This window comes from Roseateles subflavus, from assembly GCF_030285365.1.
Classification (GTDB): domain Bacteria; phylum Pseudomonadota; class Gammaproteobacteria; order Burkholderiales; family Burkholderiaceae_C; genus Roseateles_B; species Roseateles_B subflavus.
The window spans coordinates 216,272-234,328 of record NZ_JASVDS010000003.1 but is presented as its reverse complement, the minus strand read 5'-3'; the positions used below and the strand labels follow the sequence as shown (position 1 = coordinate 234,328).

The window sequence follows — 18,057 nt, the reverse complement described above, 5'->3', positions numbered from 1 at the left end:
AGGCCCATGCCGACCCTCATTCCGTGGATCATTGCCCTGGCCTCAAGCCTCGGGCTTGCCGCCCTGGGCGCCGCCTGGCTCTGGAAACGCCCGCGGGGCACCCGTCACAAGCTCCCCACCGACTGGCCGCTCTCGCCGCGCCCGGTCTTCAGCACCGACGAACGCCGCGTCTACCGCCTGCTGCGCGAGGCCCTGCCGCATCACGTCATCCTGTGCAAGCTGCCGCTGGTGCGCTTCTGCCAGCCGAGCGAAGCCAGCGAGACCCGCTACTGGTTCGAGCTGCTGGGTGCCCTGAACGTGGGCTTTGCCATCTGCAGCAGCAACGGCCGCGTGCTGGCCGCCATCGACCTCGACACCGAGCGACAGCAGCAGGGCCGGGGCCTGCAGATCAAGCAGTCCGTGCTCAATGCCTGCCGGGTGCGCTACCTGCGCTGCCCCCTGGACCATCTGCCCACGGCGGCCGAGCTGCAGCTGCTGGTGCCCTACAACAACAACCATGTCCGCGGCCCGCAGGCGGGCACCAAGCCGCCCCGGGCGCCCGCCGCCGCACCGACGCCGTTGAGCCCCGCCGCAGGAGCCAGCGCCGGACGGCCGCTCAACACCGTCGGCGCCAGCCTGTGGCAGGACTCCTCGGTGTTCCAGGATTCCTTCTTCGCGCCGGATCCGCGTTTTGACAGCGGCACCGGTGGACGCTCCGCGCCGATGGGCGACGAGACCCTGGACGAAGGCAGCCTGGACATCAGCCTGGACCAGCCGATCGCCGGCCCGGACGCCTCACGGGACATCGTCGGCGTCGTCGTCGACAGCCCCCGCTTCCCCGGCGGCCGCTGAGCGCCCCTCGCCGTACCGCCCGGACTGCCGGGCCCCTTTCGACGCGCCACCTGCCCAGCATGCTCCCCGACACCGACCGCGCCTTTGGCGAACTGACACCCGAATTCATGCTGGATGCCCTGGAGGCCGCCGGCCTGCGCGGCGACGGCCGCATGCTGCAGCTCAACTCCTACGAGAACCGCGTGCTGCAGGTGCACCTGGAGGATGGCCGTGTGGCCGTGGCCAAGTTCTACCGCCCCGGCCGCTGGAGCGAGGCGCAGATCCTGGAGGAGCACGCCTTTGCGGCCGAACTGGCCGATGCCGAAGTGCCCGTCGCCCGCCCCTGGACCCTGGACCGCAGCGACTGCTTCGAAAGCCCGCTCGGCGCCCTGGAACTGCTGGGTTCGCCATCGACGCTGGGGCGCATCGGCACGCAACGCTTTGCCGTGGCCAGCCGCCAGGGTGGCCGCGCCCCGGAGCTGGAGGATCCCGAGGTCCTGCGCTGGATCGGGCGCCTGCTGGCGCGCCTGCATCAGGTCGGCGCACGCCAGCCCTTCGAGCATCGCGTGCGCTGGTGGGGCGCCGAACCGGGCGAGACCGCCCGCGCCTGGCTGATGGACCACGAGGTGCTGCCGCCCGAGATCGCCCCGCGCTGGGATCGCGTGGTGCGGGACTGCCTGGCGCTCATCACGCAGGCCTTCGAGGCCCTGGCCGACGCACCGCAGCTGCGCCTGCACGGCGACTGCCACCCGGGCAACATCCTCTGGACGCCCGACCACGGCCCGCACTTCGTCGACCTGGACGACGCCGTCACCGGCCCGGCCGTGCAGGACCTGTGGATGCTGCTCAGCGGTGACGACGCCACCGCGCGCTGGCAATGGGACGCGCTGATGGACGGCTATGAATCCATCCGTGCCTTCGACTGGCGCGAGCGCCGGCTGATCGAACCGCTGCGCACGCTGCGCATGATTCACCACAGCGCCTGGCTCGCCCGCCGCTGGGGTGACCCCGCCTTCCCGCTGGCCTTCCCCTGGTTCGGCACGCCGAACTACTGGAACGACCAGGTGGCGAAGCTGGGGGAACAGCGGGAGGCGATGCAGTCCGCCTCCGAGACGCCCCCGCCGCCCTCCTACAAGGACGACGACGAGGACTTCCATCTGGACGGCGACAGCTTCGCCTGATCCCGCAAGACCTGCCCCGAGGGCCAGGTCTTGCCTCTTCAGCCCATCAGCAGCGCATTCACGCGCTTCACATAGGCCGCCGGATCCTCGAGGTGCCCGCCCTCGGCCAGGACCGCCTGGTCGAAGAGGATCTGCGCAAGGTCGTCGAAGCGCTCGCTGCCCTCCAGCTTCCTGACCAGCGCATGCTCGGCGTTGATTTCCAGGGTGGGCAGCGAGGTCGGCGCGGCCTGCCCGGCCTGCTTGAGCAGACGGGCCAGGTGGCCGGACATGTCGCCCTCTTCCACCACGATGCAGGCGGGGGAGTCGACCAGGCGAGTGCTCACGCGCACATCCTTGGCCCGACCTTCCAGCGCGGTCTTGAGCTTCTCCAGCAGCGGCTTGAAGGCTTCGGCGGCTTCCTCGGCCTTCTTCTTTTCCTCTTCGTCCTGGAGCTTGCCGAGGTCGATGGCCCCCTTGGCCACCGACTGCAGGGACTTGCCCTCGAATTCATAGAGGTGCGAGAGCATCCACTCGTCGACGCGGTCGACCAGCAGCAGCACCTCGATGCCCTTCTTGCGGAAGACTTCCAGCTGCGGGCTGTTCTTGGCGGCGGACAGGCTGTCGGCCGTGATGTAGTAGATCTCGTCCTGCCCTTCCTTCATGCGGGAGACGTAGTCCGCCAGGCTCACGCCCTCGTCGGCATGGGTGGACGCGAAGCGCAGCAGCTTGGCCAGGCGCTCCTGGTTCTGGTGGTCCTCGCCCAGGCCTTCCTTGAGCACCTGACCGAAGTCCTGCCAGAAGGCGGCGTACTTCTCGCGCTCGGCCGCGTCCTCGCTGTTGGCCAGGGATTCGAGCATCGACAGCACGCGCTTGGTCGAACCCTCACGGATGGCCTTCACGTCGCGGCTCTCCTGCAGCAGCTCGCGACTGACGTTCAGCGGCAGGTCGGCGGAGTCGATCACGCCCTTCACGAAGCGCAGGTAGACGGGCATCAGCGCCTCGGCATCGTCCATGATGAAGACGCGCTTGACGTAGAGCTTCACGCCGCCGCGCTTGTCGCGGTTCCAGAGGTCGAAGGGCGCCTTCTTCGGGATGTAGAGCAGCTGGGTGTACTCGCTGCGGCCTTCCACACGGTTGTGGGTGTAGGCGAGCGGGGCCTCGGTGTCGTAGGAGATCTGCTTGTAGAAGTCCTCGTACTGCTCCGGCGTGACGTCGCTCTTGCTGCGGGTCCAGAGGGCCGAGGCCTTGTTCACGCTCTCCCATTGCTCCGTGAGCTGCTGCTCGCCCTTCTCGGCGTCCCACTCCTCCTTGCGCATGAGGATGGGCAGGGAGATGTGGTCGGAGTACTTGCCGATGATGGACTTCAGGCGCCAGGTCTTGAGGAACTCCTCCTCGCCCTCACGCAGGTGCAGGATGACGTCGGTGCCACGGCCGGCCTTGGTGATCGTCTCGACCTCGAACTCGCCGGTGCCCTCGGAACTCCAGCGCACGCCCTCCTCCGCCTTCAAGCCGGCACGGCGGCTTTCCACGGTGATGCGGTCGGCCACGATGAAGCCCGAGTAGAAGCCCACGCCGAACTGCCCGATGAGGTTGGCGTCCTTCTTCTGGTCCCCCTCGAGGCGCGACATGAACTCGCGTGTGCCGCTCTTGGCGATGGTGCCCAGGTGGGCGACAGCTTCCTCGGCGCTCATGCCGATGCCGTTGTCGCTGATGGTGACGGTGCGGGCCTCGGGGTCGAAGCTGACGCGCACCTCCAGGTTCGGGGCCTCTTCGTAGAGGGCCGCGTTGTCCAGGGCCTCGAAGCGCAGCTTGTCGCAGGCATCGGAGGCGTTGGACACCAGCTCGCGCAGGAAGATCTCCTTGTTGGAGTACAGGGAGTGGGTGACGAGGTGCAGGATCTGCTTGACTTCGGCCTGGAAGGAATGGGTGTGCTTGTCCATGGCGTGAATGCTTGAAAACGGGATGGAGTGTGACAGGTGATCGTGGCGGCATCCTCACCGTCTGCCGCCATGCGTCAGCCCAGTTGAGGACGATCCGACAGGATTCAAGAGGGCACGGCCCCCAGCGGCGGCCGGCTCATTACACTGCCACGATGCTCTACTGGTTTGATCTGGCCGGCGTCGCCGTCTTTGCCATCTCGGGCGCCCTGGCCGCGCTGCGCGCGGGGCTCGATCTCTTCGGCCTGCTGGTGCTGGCCGCCATCACGGCCGTGGGCGGCGGCACGCTGCGCGACCTTCTGCTGAACCGGCATCCGGTGTTCTGGATGAAGGACAGCCGCTACCTCACCGTCATCGTCGTCGCGGCCCTGGCCACGCTCTTCACGGGCCCGCTGCCGCCCGGCGCGCTGCAGGCCCTGAAGATCGCCGACGCCGTCGGGCTGGCCGTGTTCGCGCTGTGCGGCGCCGAGATCGCCGAGGACTGCCATCTGCCGCCGGTGCCGGTGCTGCTGATGGGCACCCTCACGGCCACGGGCGGCGGCGTGGTGCGGGACCTCCTGAGCGGCCAGGTGCCACTGCTGCTGCGCCAGGACATCTATGCCACGGCCGCGCTGGCCGGCATTGCGCTGTACCAGCTGCTGCACCGCGCAGGCATGAAGCGGGACCTGGCCTTCGTTCTCGGCATGGCCAGCGTGGCGAGCCTGCGCTTGGCCTCCCTGCACTACGGCTGGCAGCTGCCGGTGCCGCAGCTGGGCAGCTGATTCAGAGGGAACCGCTCAGAAGGACACGCTCAGCCGGCCCACGTCCACCTTGACGAGCGCCTTGCTGAGCGCCCCGGAGGCGGCCCGCGCGAAGTCCAGCCCGAAGGCCGGATCCCGCAGGGCCGCGGGCCCCACGGCCGCGGCCACGCCCAGGATCTTGTCGGCGATCAGCACCTTGCCCGAGCCACGCATGGGCTCGCAGCCGTGCTTGACGAACTGCTCGTCCAGCCACTGCCGCGCGACATCGAAGCTGAGCACTTCGGCCGCATCGACCGCCAGATGGACTTCCTCGCCGGGGCCGAACACGACCTGGACTTCACTGCGCATGGCTTGAGCCTCCTGTGAACCCCATCCTAGCCCAGGGCCCTCAGCCCCGGGACGCCCTGACGGCTTCGGACAACACCTCGAGCACCGCGAGCGAGTCGTCCCAGCCCAGGCAGGCGTCGGTGATGCTCTTGCCGTACTCGAGCTTGGCGGGGTCGTCCTTGCCCGGGGTGAACTTCTGGGCCCCGTCGTGCAGGTGGCTCTCCACCATCACGCCGAAGATCTGGTTGCTGCCGCCCGCCACCTGGGCCGCGATGTCCCTTGCCACCTCGATCTGGCGCAGGTGCTGCTTGGAGCTGTTGGCATGCGAGCAGTCGACCATGAGCGTGGTGTCCAGCTTGGAGGCCGCGAGGTCCTTGCAGGCAGCACCGACGCTCTCGGCGTCGTAGTTGGGCGCCTTGCCGCCGCGCAGGATCACGTGGCAATCCTTGTTGCCCTTGGTCTCGACGATGGCCACCTGCCCGTTCTTGTGGACGGACAGGAAGTGATGGGGGCGCGCCGCCGCCTGGATGGCGTCCGTCGCGATCTTGATGTTGCCGTCGGTGCCGTTCTTGAAGCCGATGGGCGCCGACAGGCCGGAGGCCAGCTCCCGGTGCACCTGGCTTTCCGTCGTGCGCGCGCCGATGGCGCCCCAGGAGATGAGGTCGCCGATGTACTGCGGCGAGATGACGTCGAGGAACTCCACGGCGGCCGGCAGGCCGAGGCGGTTGATCTCCAGCAGCAGCTGTCGGGCGATGCGCAGACCCTCGTCGATGCGGTAGCTCTCGTCGAGGTAGGGGTCGTTGATCAGGCCCTTCCAGCCCACCGTGGTGCGCGGCTTCTCGAAGTAGACGCGCATCACGACCTCCAGCGTGTCGGCGTACTTCTGGCGCTCCACCACCAGGCGGCGCGCGTACTCGAGGGCGGCGGCCGGATCATGGATCGAGCACGGACCGATGATGACCAGCAGACGGTCGTCCTTGCGCTGCATGATGCGGCGGATGGTCTGGCGCGTGCCCACCACCAGGCGCTCCATGGGCGTGCCGCCGATGGGGAAGAAGCGGATCAGGTGCTCGGGCGGCGGCAGCGGGGTGATGTCGCGGATGCGCTCGTCGTCCGTCTGGCTGGTCTTGTCCTGCGGCGAGTACCAGCGCTCGGCCTGGTGAGCGGCAGACGAGGACGCGCTGGGGGTCTTGGCATTCATGGTCAGACTTTCTGCTGGTTCTGAGGTGGGGGTCGACGACGCAAGGGCGAAAAAAAAGACCGCCGGGGGAGCCCGGCGGTCTTCAGAGATTCGTTGCGTGTCTGGGGTTACGCGTTCGCCTCTCCTCCGCCGGTGCGGTGCGAGAACCAAAAGAAGGCAAAGTAAAACTTCGGCGAGTGCATGGTGGCGAATACTGCCTGCTGCGGCGCAAGGGCGTCAAGCCCGGGCGGGGGAGTCGTTTGTTGTCTCAGCGCCGCATCTTGCGGCCGGTCAAGCCCGGCAGCGTCCCCGTCATCAGGCCGTGCCGCCGACGGTCAGGCCGTCGATCCGCAGGGTCGGTTGCCCCACCCCCACCGGCACGCTCTGGCCTTCCTTGCCGCAGACGCCCACGCCCGTGTCGAGGGCCATGTCGTTGCCGATCATGCTGACGCGGGTCAGCGCATCCGGACCGTTGCCGATGATGGTGGCGCCCTTCACCGGGTACTGGATCTGGCCCTTCTCGACCCAGAAAGCCTCGCTTGCCGAGAAAACGAACTTGCCGCTCGTGATGTCGACCTGCCCGCCGCCGAAGTTGGTGGCGTAGAGACCCTTGTCGATGCTGGCGATGATCTCGGCCGGGTCCTTGTCGCCGCCCAGCATGTAGGTGTTGGTCATGCGGGGCATGGGCAGGTGGGCGTAGCTCTCGCGACGGCCGTTGCCGGTGGGCGCGACCTTCATCAGCCGCGCGTTCATGGCGTCCTGGATGTAGCCCTTGAGGATGCCATCCTCGATCAGCACATTGGCCTGCGAGGGATGGCCCTCGTCGTCCACATTGAGCGAGCCGCGGCGGTCGGCCAGCGTGCCGTCGTCCAGCACGGTGACCCCCTTGGCCGCCACCCGTTGGCCCATGCGGCCTGCGAAGGCGCTGGAACCCTTGCGGTTGAAGTCCCCCTCCAGGCCATGGCCCACGGCCTCGTGCAGCAGCACGCCGGGCCAGCCCGGGCCGAGGACCACCGTCATCTCGCCGGCAGGGGCCGGGCGGGATTCGAGGTTGGTCAGGGCGGCCTTGACGGCGTCGTCGGCGTAGGAGGCGATCATCTCGTCCGTGAAGTAGGCCAGCCCGAAGCGGCCGCCACCGCCGCCCGTGCCCACCTCGCGGCGATCCCCCTGCTCGGCGATCACGGTGATGGACAGGCGCACCAGCGGGCGGACGTCCGCCGCCAGGGTGCCGTCGGCACGGGCGATCAGCACCACGTCATGCTCGGCGGCGAGGCCGGCCATGACCTGCACGATGCGCGGGTCCTTGGCGCGGGCCATGCGCTCGGCGCGCTCGAGCAGGGCCACCTTCTCGGTACTGTCCAGGCTGGCGATGGGGTCGGCGTCGCCGTACAGCGAACGGCTGGCGGCAATCACGGGCTCGCCCGGCACCTTCACGCGGCGGCTCTGGCCGGCCGCGGCGATGCTGCGCACCGTGCGGGCGGCATCGAGCAGGGCGTTCTCGGAGATGTCGTCGGAGTAGGCGAAGGCCGTCTTCTCGCCGGCCACCGCGCGCACCCCCACGCCCTGGTCGATGGAGAAGCTGCCGCTCTTGACGATGCCTTCCTCGAGACTCCAGCCCTCGGCGCGCGTGGTCTGGAAGTAGAGGTCGGCGTCGTCGACGCGATGCTCGGTGATCAGCCGCAAGGCCTTGGCGAGTGTCGCCTCGGTGAGGCCGAAGGGTTCCAGCAGCTGGCTGCGGGCGGTCGCCAGACGGGCGATGGTGGGTTCGCGCGAAATCATGCGGGCCATTGTAGGAGCGCCGACCCCCGCTGCACTCATGCGGTCTTTCACCCATTCTGCCGATGCTTCTTTCGCCGGATGCCGGCATCCTGCGCCTCGGCAGTCCCTTGCAGTCCTGGAGAGTTCCAGCGCGCCCCATGCCGTGGTGGTCCCGACGCGCTTCACCGACAGCGCTCTCCGTTCGCGTTTCACCGGTCGCCTTTCACCGGTCGCGTTTCACCGTTCTTTACACGCCGCCTGTCGCCGCAGGCGCCTGCTGCGACGTTGTCCCCTCACAGCCGACGCGGTGTCGGCTCCGCCCCGAAACCATACACCCGATACCAACTCCAAGGAGTGCCTTCATGAGCTTCTCGACCTCGATGACCCGCCTGATCGCCGTGCTTGCCGTGGGCAGCGCCGCCGCCCTGAGTGCCCAGGCCCAGGACGCCTCCACGCCGGCCACCCCGCGCGCCGACCAGCGCGAAGCCAAGCAGCAGGCACGCATCGCCCAGGGTGCAGCCTCCGGCACGCTGACGGCCCGCGAGACCCGCCGCCTGGAACGCGAGCAGAACCGCATCAACCAGGCTGAAACCAACGCCAAGTCCGATGGCACGGTGACCAAGCACGAGCGCCGCCGCCTGCACCACATGCAGGACGCCGCCAGCAAGGACATCCACCACGCCAAGCACAACGACAAGAGCGCCAGCTCCCCCGGCAACTGAGCGCCCTGCGCCGGCGCATCCGTGACGCCCCGCTCACCCGATGACGGCCCTCATGGCCGCTGATGCCTCAGGCCTCGGCGGCCTTCTTCATCTGCAGGGCCGCGTCGTAGAGGCCATTGCGCGGAAGACCGCTGAGGTCCGTGGCAATCTGCACGGCCTGCTTCAGCGGCAGTTCCTGCAGCAGGCGGGCCAGCATGCGGCTGACCTCGGCCGGCAGCTCTTCGCTGGCGGCCTGTGGCGGCTCGGCATGCAGCACCAGCACGAACTCGCCCCGCTCCCGCTGCGGGTCCGCCGCCAGCCAGGCCGGCATGGACGCGGCCAGGTCCGTATGGACGGTCTCGAACTGCTTCGTCAGCTCGCGGCAGACGCTCAGCGTCTGTGCGGGCGCGAGTTCCGCGATCAGCGCCAGCAGGTTGGCAATGCGATGCGGCGCCTCGAACAGCACCTGGCTCTGTGCCGACCCCAGCAGTGCCTGCAGTCTTGTGCGGCGCTCCTGGCCCTTGGGTGGCAGAAAGCCGGCGAATGCAAAGCCCTGCGCGCGGGCATCCCCTGCGGCGCTGAGGGCGGTCACGACCGCCGAGGGGCCCGGCAGCGGCAGCACCCGCAGGCCGGCCTGCTGAACGGCGGCCACCAGCAGGGCGCCCGGATCCGACACCGCGGGCGTGCCCGCATCCGACACATACGCAATGCGCTCGCCCGCTTGCAAGCGGGCCACGAGCGCGGCCGAGGCCGACTGCTCGTTGTGCTGGTGCAGGCTCACCAGCGGCTTGTGCAGCCCCAGGTGATGCAGCAGCTGGCCGCTGACCCGGGTGTCTTCGCAGGCGACGGCATCGACGAGCGCCAGCACATGCAGGCAGCGCAGGCTGACATCCGCCAGATTGCCGATGGGCGTGGGCACGAGATAGAGCGTACCGGCCGGATACTGCTGACCACCGGCCGCCGCGCGGGCAGCCTGCATCAGCAAAGAGGCATCGATGTTCAAGTGGAGCGCCTTCAAGTCAGGGCCGCCCCGCAGCGGGGTCGGCGAAAGCCGGCAGGCCCGCGGGGCAGAGGCCGAACAGCAGGCGCTGCGGCATCTGCAGGCGCAGGGCATGCGGCTGCTGGAGCGCAATTATCGGGTGGCCCGGGGGCCGCATGCGCAGGGCGGCGAGATCGACCTGATCGTGCAGGCCACCGACGGCTGCGTGATCTTCGTGGAGGTCCGCGCGCGCCGCTCGTCCGCCCATGGCGGCGCGGCAGCCTCGATCGGCCAGCGCAAGCAGCGGCGGGTCCTGCTGGCCGCGCAGCACTACCTGCTGCGCTTTCGCCAGCCGCCGCCCTGCCGCTTCGACGTCATCGCCATCGACGGCGACGAGCTGCACTGGCTGCCCGGCGCCTTCGATGCGCAGGCCACGAACGCGGGCTAGCGGCGGCACGAGGCCAGGCCCGCCGCCGCCCCATTTCACGCGGGGTAAACCCGCAGCCCTCCATGCCCTGGCTTATCATGCGCGGCAATGCTTGAACAACGCATCCAACAACAGTTCTTCGAAAGCGCGGACCTGCTCTACCAGGTCGCCGAGCCGCTGTCCCGCCCCATGGCCCTGGCCGCGCAGATGCTGGTCGACGGCATCACCGGCGGCGGTCGGCTGCTCTGCGCCGGCGCCGGCCTGGCCGCGCAGGATGCCGCCTATGCCGCGGCGCTGCTCACGGGTCGCTTCGAGCAGGAGCGCCCCGGCCTCGCGGCGATTGCCATCAACGCGCTGCTGCACCAGGGCCCCGGCGTGCTGGACGAAGCAGCGGGCCTGGCGCGCCAGATCCAGACGCTCGGCCATCCAGGCGACCTGCTCCTGCTGATCGACAACCCCAGCGGCAGCGGCGCAAGCCTCGTGCCGCTGCTGGAGGCGGCCCACGCGCAGGACATGAGCGTGGTGCTGCTCAGCGGCAGCCAGGACGAGGCCCTGCGCAGCGCCCTGCTGGACACCGACATTCCGCTGCGCCTGCCTCACAGCCGCTTTGCACGGGTGGCCGAGGGCTATCGCCTGCTGAGCCATTGCCTCTGCGATGCCATCGACGCCCAGCTGCTGGGCATCGAGGAGTGAATGCGGGTCGCCACAGGCACCGCACTTGCCACGTCGCCCATGCCGCTTCGCCAACGCCGCTGACGCCTTCGCCAGCTTTCGCCCCTCATCGACTGGATGCCTGAACCCATGCAAGTGAATCGCACGCGCCGCCTGCGGCAACTCGCCCTGATCCCCCTGCTCGCCACGCTGGGTGGCGGACTGCTCAGCGCCTGCGCGCCCCTGATGGTGGGCGGCATGGTCGGCACGGCCATGGTGGCCACGGACCGCCGCACCTCCGGTACGCAGGTCGAAGACCAGGGCATCGAGCTGAAGGCCGGCAAGCGCCTGGCCGACAAGCTGGGCGATCGCGTCCACATCAGCGTGAACAGCTACAACCGCCAGGTGCTGCTCACGGGCGAGACGCGCACCGAGGAAGACAAGGCCGAAGCCGAGCGGATCGTGGCGGAGGTGGAGAACGTGGGCCGCGTGGTGAACGAGGTCCAGGTCGGCTTCATCAGCTCCCTGAGCTCGCGGTCCAACGACGTGCTCGTGGCGGGCAAGATCAAGGCCAGCCTCGTGGATGCCCGCGACCTGATCTCCAATGCCTTCTACGTGGTCGTGGAGCGCGGCGAGGTCTTCATGCTGGGCCGCGTGACCGAGCGCGAGGCGCACCGGGCCACCGAGATCGCCCGAGGGGTGTCCGGCGTGAAGAAGGTCGTCCGCCTGTTCGAGATCATTTCCGAAGAGGAACTCGCGCGCACCGCCCCGAAGCCGCCGAAGCCGAGCGAATCACGGTGAGGTGAGCCCCTCGGCGAAGGGGTACTTCGCCGGTCCCCCGGGGGGACGGTCATGCCTGCTTGTTGGACCGGCACTCATGACCCTGTGGGCCGGCTTGGGAGCGGCCCGGCGCTCTGCCCGGCACTCGGCCCGGCACTCGGCCTTAAACAGCCCCGCACTGGCACGATCCCTTGCGGTCGCGCCACCCGCGCTTCGGCTGATGGCTTCGCCTCGTGCTTGTACACGACGATGCTGGCCCGGCCCCTGGCGCTGAAGACCGCTGAGGCCGGCCTGCTCAGCGCAGGCGCTTGATCAGGCTGGAGGTGTCCCAGCGGCCGCCACCCAGGCCCTGCACGTCGGCATAGAACTGGTCGACCAGGGCGGTCACCGGCAGCTTCGCGCCATTGCGCCGGGCTTCATCCAGCACCAAGCCGAGATCCTTGCGCATCCAGTCCACGGCGAAGCCGAAGTTGAACTGGTCGTCGACCATGGTCTTGCCACGGTTGTCCATCTGCCAGCTTTGCGCGGCGCCCTTGCCGATGACGTCCAGGACCTGCTTCATGTCCAGGCCCGCACGATCGCCGAAGGCCACGGCCTCGGCCAGCCCCTGCACCAGGCCCGCAATGCAGATCTGGTTGACCATCTTGGCCAGCTGGCCCGCCCCCGGCTCGCCGACCAGGGTCACGGCACGGGAGAAGGCCAGGGCGACCGGCTTCATGGCCTCGAAGGGAGCGGCGTCGCCACCGCACATGACGGTGAGCTGGCCGTTGACGGCGCCTGCCTGCCCGCCCGACACCGGCGCATCCACGAAATGCAGGCCGCGGGCCTTGGCCGCGGCCTGCATCTCGCGCGCCACCTCGGCGGAGGCCGTGGTGTGATCGACCAGGATCGCGCCCGGCTTCATGCCCGCAAAGGCCCCGGTCTCACCCAGCAGCACCGAGCGCAGATCGTCATCGTTGCCGACGCACGTGAAGACCACGTCGGCCTCGCGCGCCGCCTCGGCGGGCGTCGGGGCCGAGGCGCCCGCGAATTCCGCCACCCAGGCGGCGGCCTTGGCGGCGCTGCGGTTGTAGACGGTCACCGCGTGCCCGGCCCGGGCCAGGTGCCCGGCCATGGGCAGGCCCATCACGCCCAGGCCGATGAAGGCCACGCGGCGGGGGGCCGTCGGTTCGTAGGTGCGCGTCGTGTTGATGCTGTCTGCCATGGCGTGTACGGGATCGGGTCCGGGCTGGGGAATCGGGTCAGAGAATGGTGAGGTGCTCGGTGCCCTGGCTCAGCTCGCCGCTGCGGGCACGCTCGCTGTTGAGCTTGATCTGCAAGCGCAGATCGTTGACGGAGTCGGCGTTGCGCAGGGCGTCCTCGTAGTTGATGCGGCCGAACTCGAAGAGGTCGAACAGCGCCTGGTCGAAGGTCTGCATGCCCTGCTCGCGCGAGCGCTTCATGACTTCCTTGATCTCGCCCACCTCGCCCTTGAAGATCATGTCGGAGATCAGCGGCGTGTTCAGGAGGATCTCCACGGCGGCGATCCGGCCCTTGCCCTCCCGGCGCGGCAGCAGGCGCTGCGAGACGATGGAGCGCAGGTTCAGCGAGAGGTCCATCAGCAGCTGGGCACGACGCTCCTCGGGGAAGAAGTTGATGATGCGGTCCAGCGCCTGGTTGGCACTGTTGGCGTGCAGCGTGGCCATGCACAGGTGACCGGTCTCGGCGAAGGCCACCGCGTGCTCCATGGTCTCGCGGTCCCGGATTTCGCCCATCAGGATGACGTCCGGCGCCTGGCGCAGCGTGTTCTTCAGCGCCATCTCCCAGCTGTCGGTGTCCAGGCCCAGCTCGCGCTGGCTGACGATGCAGTTCTTGTGCGGATGCACGAACTCCACCGGGTCCTCGATGGTGATGATGTGGCCGTAGGTGGTCTCGTTGCGGTGGTCGATCATGGCCGCCAGCGAGGTGCTCTTGCCCGAGCCCGTGGCGCCCACCACGATCACCAGGCCGCGCTTGGTCAGCACCACGTCCTTGAGGATGGGCGGCAGGTCCAGGGACTCGATGCTCGGCAGGTTCTGGGGAATCGTCCGCAGCACGAGGGCCACCTGGCCCTGCTGCAGGTAGGCGTTCACCCGGAAGCGCCCGATGCCCTGCGGCGAAATCGCGAAGTTGCACTCCTTGTGCTTCTCGAAGTCGGCCGCCTGCTTGTCGTTCATGATCGAACGCGCCAGCTGCAGGGTGTGCTGGCCGGTCAGGGGCTGGGGCGACACCTTGGTCACCTTGCCGTCCACCTTGATGGCGGGCGGGAACTCGGCCGTGAGGAACAGATCCGAGCCCTTGCGGGAGACCATCAGCCGCAGCAGATCATTGATGAATTTCGAGGCCTGATCGCGTTCCATGCTTGGAAGTCCTTCCATGCCCACCGGGGGCCAAAACGGCGCGCATCATGCAACAGGAAGCGCGTCGCAGGGGTGACGGAATGTCTCGTGCCGGCGACACGCCACCCCGCGCGGGAGTGCCCGGTCAGCCGGGGAAGTTCTCGGGGAACTTGGCCTTGGCCCGAGCCTCGGCCGGCGAGATGACATTGCGGCGCACCAGCTCGGTGAGGTTCTGGTCCAGCGTCTGCATGCCCTGGGAATTGCCGGTCTGGATGGCGGAGTACATCTGCGCGACCTTGTTCTCCCGGATCAGGTTGCGCACGGCGGAGGTGCCCAGCATGATCTCGTGCGCCGCCACGCGGCCGCTGCCGTCCTTGAGCTTGCACAGCGTCTGGGAGATCACCGCGACGAGCGACTCCGAGACCATGGCCCGCACCATTTCCTTTTCGGCCGCGGGGAAGACGTCGACGATACGGTCGATGGTCTTGGCGGCCGAGCTCGTGTGCAGCGTGCCGAAGACCAGGTGGCCCGTCTCGGCTGCGGTCAGCGCCAGGCGGATGGTTTCCAGGTCCCGCATTTCGCCCACCAGCACGGCATCCGGATCCTCCCGCAGCGCCGAGCGCAGGGCGTTGGAGAAGCTCATGGTGTGCGGGCCGACCTCACGCTGGTTGACCAGGCACTTCTTGGACTCGTGCACGAATTCGATCGGGTCCTCGATGGTCAGGATGTGGCCGTACTCGTTCTCGTTGAGGTGGTTGACCATGCCGGCCAGCGTGGTCGACTTGCCCGAGCCCGTCGGGCCCGTCACCAGCACCAGGCCGCGCGGCTTCAGGGCCAGGTCGGCGAAGACCTTGGGCGCGTTGAGCTGCTCGAGCGTCAGGATCTTGGACGGAATGGTCCGGAACACGGCGCCGGCGCCGCGGTTCTGGTTGAACGCATTGACCCGGAAGCGGGCCAGGCCCTGGATCTCGAAGGAGAAGTCGCACTCCAGCGTCTCTTCGTAGTTCTTGCGCTGGGCGTCGTTCATGATGTCGTACACCATGTCGTGCACCTGGCGGTGCTCCAGCGCCTCGACGTTGATCCGTCGCACATCCCCGTGCACCCGGATCATGGGCGGCAGCCCGGCGGAGAGGTGAAGGTCGGAGGCCTTGTTCTTGACCGAGAATGCCAGCAGTTGTGTGATGTCCATGGTGTGGGCGAATAGCGTAGGCCATTATGGCGACGATCAAAGAGAACATTCAAGAAGTGCACCGGCGGCTTGTTAACGCTTGCACGAAGGCCGGCCGCGAGCCGGCGTCGGCCCGCCTGCTGGTGGTGAGCAAGACCTTCGAGGCGGCGGCCGTGCGCGAGGCCCATGCGGCCGGCGAACGCGCCTTCGGCGAGAACTACGTGCAGGAGGCCCTCGACAAGATCGCCGCGCTGGCCGACCTGCGCGCCGGCATCGAGTGGCACCTGATCGGGCCCCTGCAGAGCAACAAGACCCGCGTGGTGGCCGAGGCCTTCGACTGGGTGCACACGGTGGACCGCCTGAAGATCGCCCAACGCCTGTCCGAGCAGCGTCCCGAGAGGCTCGCGCCCCTGCAGGTCTGCCTGCAGGTCAACATCAGCGGCGAAGCCAGCAAGAGCGGCGTGGCGCCGGCGGATGTGCCGGCGCTCGCCACGCAGGTCGCCGCCCTGCCGCGCCTGCGCCTGCGCGGGCTGATGGCCATCCCGGAACCCGCGCAGGACCTGGAGGCCCAGCGCCTGCCCCACCGGCAGCTCGCACAGCTGCTGCAAGGTCTGCGCGATCAAGGCCTCGCGCTCGACACCCTCAGCATGGGCATGAGCGCCGACCTGGAGGCGGCCGTGCTGGAGGGCGCGACCCTGGTGCGCGTCGGCTCGGCCATCTTCGGCTCGCGGCCGGCCAAGGCCTGAATGCAGACGCGCCCGCTGCGCCGTGTCGGCTGGCGGCCCCTGCTGGCCGCCATCGCGCTGGGAGCCTTCGCCCTTGGCAGCCGGGCCGCGGACGTGGCGCCACCGCCCTTTGAAGACACCATGGCCCAGCGCGTCCTCGCCTGCACCGGTTGCCACGGGGCGCAGGGCCGCGCCGCGCGCGACGGCTACTACCCGCGCCTGGCCGGCAAGCCGGCGGGCTATCTCTACCAGCAGCTGCTGAGCTTCCGCGACGGGCGGCGGCAGTACGGGCCGATGAACACGCTGCTGGCGCCGCTCAGCGACGACTACCTGCAGGACATCGCCCGGCATTTCGCGAGCCTCGACCTGCCGCATCCGCCGCCGCAGGCGGTGGCCCTCCCGCCTGCGGAACTGAACCGCGCGCAGGGGCTCGTGCGCCAGGGCGATCCCGCCCGCGGGCTGCCGGCCTGCCAGCAATGCCATGGCGCGACGCTGCTCGGCCGTCAGCCCGGCGTGCCCGGTCTCCTCGGCCTGCCGCGCGACTACCTGCTGGCGCAACTGGCCGCCTGGCGCCAGGGCGAACGTCGCTCGGTCGCGCCGGACTGCATGGCCGACGTCGCCCGCAAGCTGGACCCGCAGGACATTCGCGTGATGGCGGACTGGCTCGCCTCGCAGCCCGTACCCGCGGGCGCCCGGCCGGAGCCGGCCTCGCCCGAACGCCTGCCGATGCGCTGCGGGGTGCTGCCGTGACGGGCCGCGCGGCGAAGCGCCTGCGAAGCCTCGCGCCCGGCCTGGTGTTGCGCCTGGTGTTGGGCGTGGCGCTGGCAGGGTCAGGTCTTGCTGGGTGGGTCCTGTGGGTCAACCGCCCGGGGCCCCTGCCGCCCGCACCGCCGGCGCGCCCGACGGCCGAGCTGCAGGCGCGGGGCGCCTACCTGGCCCGTGTGGGCAACTGCGCCGGCTGCCACACCGCGCCCGGCGGTGCGCCTCTCGCCGGCGGACGCGCGATCCCGACCCCGTTCGGCGCGGTCTACAGCGGCAACCTGACGCCCGATGCAGCCACCGGCCTGGGCCGCTGGACGGCGGACGACTTCTGGCGCGCGCTGCACGAAGGCCGCAGCCGCGATGGTCGCCTGCTGAGCCCGGCCTTCCCATACACCAGCTACACGCTGCTGAGCCGCGCGGACAGCGATGCGCTCTTCAGCCATCTGCAGTCGCAGCCGGCCGTCCATCAGCCCCCGCGCCCCCAGACGCTGCCCTGGCCCTACGGCAGCGCCTGGGCCCTGGCCGCCTGGCGCGCGCTCTTCTTCCGACCCGCCAGCTTCGAGCCGGATCCCCGGCAGGACGCCGCCTGGAACCGTGGCGCCTACCTCACCCAGGGTGTGGCGCACTGCAATGCCTGTCACAGCAGCCGCAACGCGCTGGGCGGCCCGCAGGCCCGCGACCGCTTCGACGGCAGCCTGCTGCGCGGGCTGGGCTGGGAAGCGCCTTCGCTGCACCGGCCCGCCGAGGCCGGCATGCAGGACTGGACGATGGCCGAGGCCGCGGCCTGGCTGCGCCAGGGGGTGTCAGAGCGGGGCGTGGCCCAGGGGCCGATGGCCGAGGTGATCGTCGGCAGCACGCGGCACCTGAGCGAGGCCGACGCCGAGGCCATGGCCCGCTACCTCCGCGCGCTGCCGACCGAGGGCGCGCCCCACGAGACACCGGCCAAGGCATCGCCCCTGTCGCCGGCACGCCCCCCGGACACCGCGCCCGGGCAGGCGCTCCTCGGTGCCCGGCTGTACGAGACGCACTGCCAAGCCTGCCACGGTGCCGGCGGCGAAGGGCGGCCGGGCGTGTACCCGCCGCTCAAGGGCAGCCGCGTGGTGTTGCAGCCCTCGGCGATCAACCTCGTGCGCATCGTGCAGCAGGGCGGCTTCGCGCCGGCCACGCCGCAGCACCCCCGCCCCTTCGGCATGCCGCCCTTCGCCGGGACCTTCAATGCCGAGCAACTCGCCGCCCTGCTGAGCCATGTGCGCACCAGCTGGGGGCAGCCAGGCGGCGCCCTGAGCGCCCGCCAGGTCCAGTCCCTGACGAACGACACGGGCATAAACCCCTAGCAGGCTGACTCGCCGGCCCGGGCTCCCTGACGCCAAGCTGGCATTGCACTGGTTTGCCGCGGATTCGTTCACGCCGCCGCCCGCTTGACGTGTGCCAAAGCGCGGCTCAGCGAAGACACTTCGCGCTGCCGTTTCCCGTCCACCCTGCACCTGAGGGGCCGGGGCGCGGCGACCGAGACTTCTGTCACACCGCGCGGTTGACTCCAGCGGGGCAATCCCGACACGGCGGCCGCGCCACGCTCCGAATTCGTTCGGAGCCGC

General features: G+C 69.5%; 18 protein-coding genes. 10 read left to right on the top strand and 8 right to left on the bottom strand.

Annotated elements, in window-relative coordinates; translation table 11 throughout:
• Window positions 1–6: 6 nt before the first annotated feature.
• Together QRD43_RS12030 and QRD43_RS12025 are read left to right on the top strand one after the other, a co-directional pair.
• Entirely contained in the window at window positions 7–831 is an 825-nt protein-coding gene (locus tag QRD43_RS12030) for a DUF2726 domain-containing protein (RefSeq protein ID WP_285982724.1), read from the top strand.
• Window positions 832–890: 59 nt separating this feature from the next.
• Window positions 891–1,991 carry a serine/threonine protein kinase gene (locus tag QRD43_RS12025; protein WP_285982723.1) on the top strand — a complete coding sequence of 367 codons (1,101 nt, stop codon included), beginning with the start codon at window positions 891–893 and terminating at the stop codon, window positions 1,989–1,991.
• A gap of 38 nt (window positions 1,992–2,029) precedes the next feature.
• Here the strand turns inward: QRD43_RS12025 and htpG are convergent, their stop codons facing one another.
• Window positions 2,030–3,910, bottom strand: coding sequence for a molecular chaperone HtpG (gene htpG / locus QRD43_RS12020; RefSeq protein ID WP_285982722.1), 1,881 nt, complete (start codon window positions 3,908–3,910; stop codon window positions 2,030–2,032).
• 152 nt (window positions 3,911–4,062) lie between these two features.
• Here htpG and QRD43_RS12015 point away from each other — a divergent pair, with 152 nt between their 5' ends.
• Window positions 4,063–4,668 carry a trimeric intracellular cation channel family protein gene (locus QRD43_RS12015; protein ID WP_285982721.1) on the top strand — a complete coding sequence of 202 codons (606 nt, stop codon included), beginning with the start codon at window positions 4,063–4,065 and terminating at the stop codon, window positions 4,666–4,668.
• 15 nt (window positions 4,669–4,683) lie between these two features.
• Here the strand turns inward: QRD43_RS12015 and QRD43_RS12010 are convergent, their stop codons facing one another.
• The 3 genes from QRD43_RS12010 to tldD all read right to left on the bottom strand — a co-directional run bounded on the left by QRD43_RS12010 (window position 4,684) and on the right by tldD (window position 7,933).
• Window positions 4,684–4,995: a hypothetical protein gene (locus QRD43_RS12010; protein ID WP_285982720.1), complete on the bottom strand. Its 312-nt coding sequence runs from the start codon at window positions 4,993–4,995 to the stop codon at window positions 4,684–4,686.
• A 40-nt stretch (window positions 4,996–5,035) separates the two neighbouring features.
• Window positions 5,036–6,175: a 3-deoxy-7-phosphoheptulonate synthase gene (locus tag QRD43_RS12005; RefSeq protein ID WP_285982719.1), complete on the bottom strand. Its 1,140-nt coding sequence runs from the start codon at window positions 6,173–6,175 to the stop codon at window positions 5,036–5,038.
• Between the two features lie 294 nt (window positions 6,176–6,469).
• The gene (tldD, locus tag QRD43_RS12000) at window positions 6,470–7,933 is read right to left on the bottom strand and encodes a metalloprotease TldD (protein WP_285982718.1); all 1,464 of its coding nucleotides are present in this window, start codon (window positions 7,931–7,933) and stop codon (window positions 6,470–6,472) included.
• A gap of 341 nt (window positions 7,934–8,274) precedes the next feature.
• Between tldD and QRD43_RS11995 the strand changes: the two genes are divergently transcribed.
• A complete protein-coding gene (locus tag QRD43_RS11995; RefSeq protein ID WP_285982717.1) occupies window positions 8,275–8,634 on the top strand; it encodes a hypothetical protein in 360 nt (119 codons plus the stop codon).
• Between the two features lie 67 nt (window positions 8,635–8,701).
• On the opposite strand, the gene rsmI is transcribed toward QRD43_RS11995, so the two are convergent.
• Window positions 8,702–9,616 carry a 16S rRNA (cytidine(1402)-2'-O)-methyltransferase gene (rsmI, locus tag QRD43_RS11990; protein ID WP_434063869.1) on the bottom strand — a complete coding sequence of 305 codons (915 nt, stop codon included), beginning with the start codon at window positions 9,614–9,616 and terminating at the stop codon, window positions 8,702–8,704.
• On the opposite strand from rsmI, the gene QRD43_RS11985 reads away from it, so the two are divergent.
• The 3 genes from QRD43_RS11985 to QRD43_RS11975 all read left to right on the top strand — a co-directional run bounded on the left by QRD43_RS11985 (window position 9,609) and on the right by QRD43_RS11975 (window position 11,471).
• Window positions 9,609–10,040, top strand: a complete 432-nt coding sequence (locus QRD43_RS11985) for a YraN family protein (RefSeq protein ID WP_285982716.1) — start codon at window positions 9,609–9,611, stop codon at window positions 10,038–10,040. The two genes, rsmI and QRD43_RS11985, sit on opposite strands and share 8 nt — an antisense overlap.
• A gap of 87 nt (window positions 10,041–10,127) precedes the next feature.
• On the top strand, window positions 10,128–10,712 hold the full coding sequence (locus tag QRD43_RS11980; protein ID WP_285982715.1) for an SIS domain-containing protein: 585 nt from the start codon (window positions 10,128–10,130) through the stop codon (window positions 10,710–10,712).
• A gap of 108 nt (window positions 10,713–10,820) precedes the next feature.
• Complete coding sequence (locus QRD43_RS11975; RefSeq protein ID WP_285982714.1) at window positions 10,821–11,471, top strand: BON domain-containing protein; 651 nt, start codon at window positions 10,821–10,823, stop codon at window positions 11,469–11,471.
• A 274-nt stretch (window positions 11,472–11,745) separates the two neighbouring features.
• On the opposite strand, the gene QRD43_RS11970 is transcribed toward QRD43_RS11975, so the two are convergent.
• The 3 genes from QRD43_RS11970 to QRD43_RS11960 all read right to left on the bottom strand — a co-directional run bounded on the left by QRD43_RS11970 (window position 11,746) and on the right by QRD43_RS11960 (window position 14,996).
• Window positions 11,746–12,654, bottom strand: a complete 909-nt coding sequence (locus tag QRD43_RS11970; protein WP_285982713.1) for an NAD(P)-dependent oxidoreductase — start codon at window positions 12,652–12,654, stop codon at window positions 11,746–11,748.
• A gap of 37 nt (window positions 12,655–12,691) precedes the next feature.
• Window positions 12,692–13,828, bottom strand: a complete 1,137-nt coding sequence (locus QRD43_RS11965) for a PilT/PilU family type 4a pilus ATPase (protein ID WP_285982712.1) — start codon at window positions 13,826–13,828, stop codon at window positions 12,692–12,694.
• A 124-nt stretch (window positions 13,829–13,952) separates the two neighbouring features.
• Window positions 13,953–14,996: a type IV pilus twitching motility protein PilT gene (locus QRD43_RS11960; RefSeq protein WP_285982711.1), complete on the bottom strand. Its 1,044-nt coding sequence runs from the start codon at window positions 14,994–14,996 to the stop codon at window positions 13,953–13,955.
• A gap of 26 nt (window positions 14,997–15,022) precedes the next feature.
• On the opposite strand from QRD43_RS11960, the gene QRD43_RS11955 reads away from it, so the two are divergent.
• Genes QRD43_RS11955 through QRD43_RS11945 form a run of 3 tightly spaced genes read left to right on the top strand, consistent with a single transcriptional unit; the run spans window position 15,023 to window position 17,796 of the window.
• A complete protein-coding gene (locus QRD43_RS11955; protein ID WP_285982710.1) occupies window positions 15,023–15,721 on the top strand; it encodes a YggS family pyridoxal phosphate-dependent enzyme in 699 nt (232 codons plus the stop codon).
• Entirely contained in the window at window positions 15,722–16,450 is a 729-nt protein-coding gene (locus QRD43_RS11950; protein WP_285982709.1) for a c-type cytochrome, read from the top strand.
• A complete protein-coding gene (locus tag QRD43_RS11945; protein ID WP_285982708.1) occupies window positions 16,447–17,796 on the top strand; it encodes a c-type cytochrome in 1,350 nt (449 codons plus the stop codon). The genes QRD43_RS11950 and QRD43_RS11945 overlap by 4 nt, the downstream gene beginning before the upstream one ends.
• The last annotated feature ends 261 nt before the right edge of the window (window positions 17,797–18,057 follow it).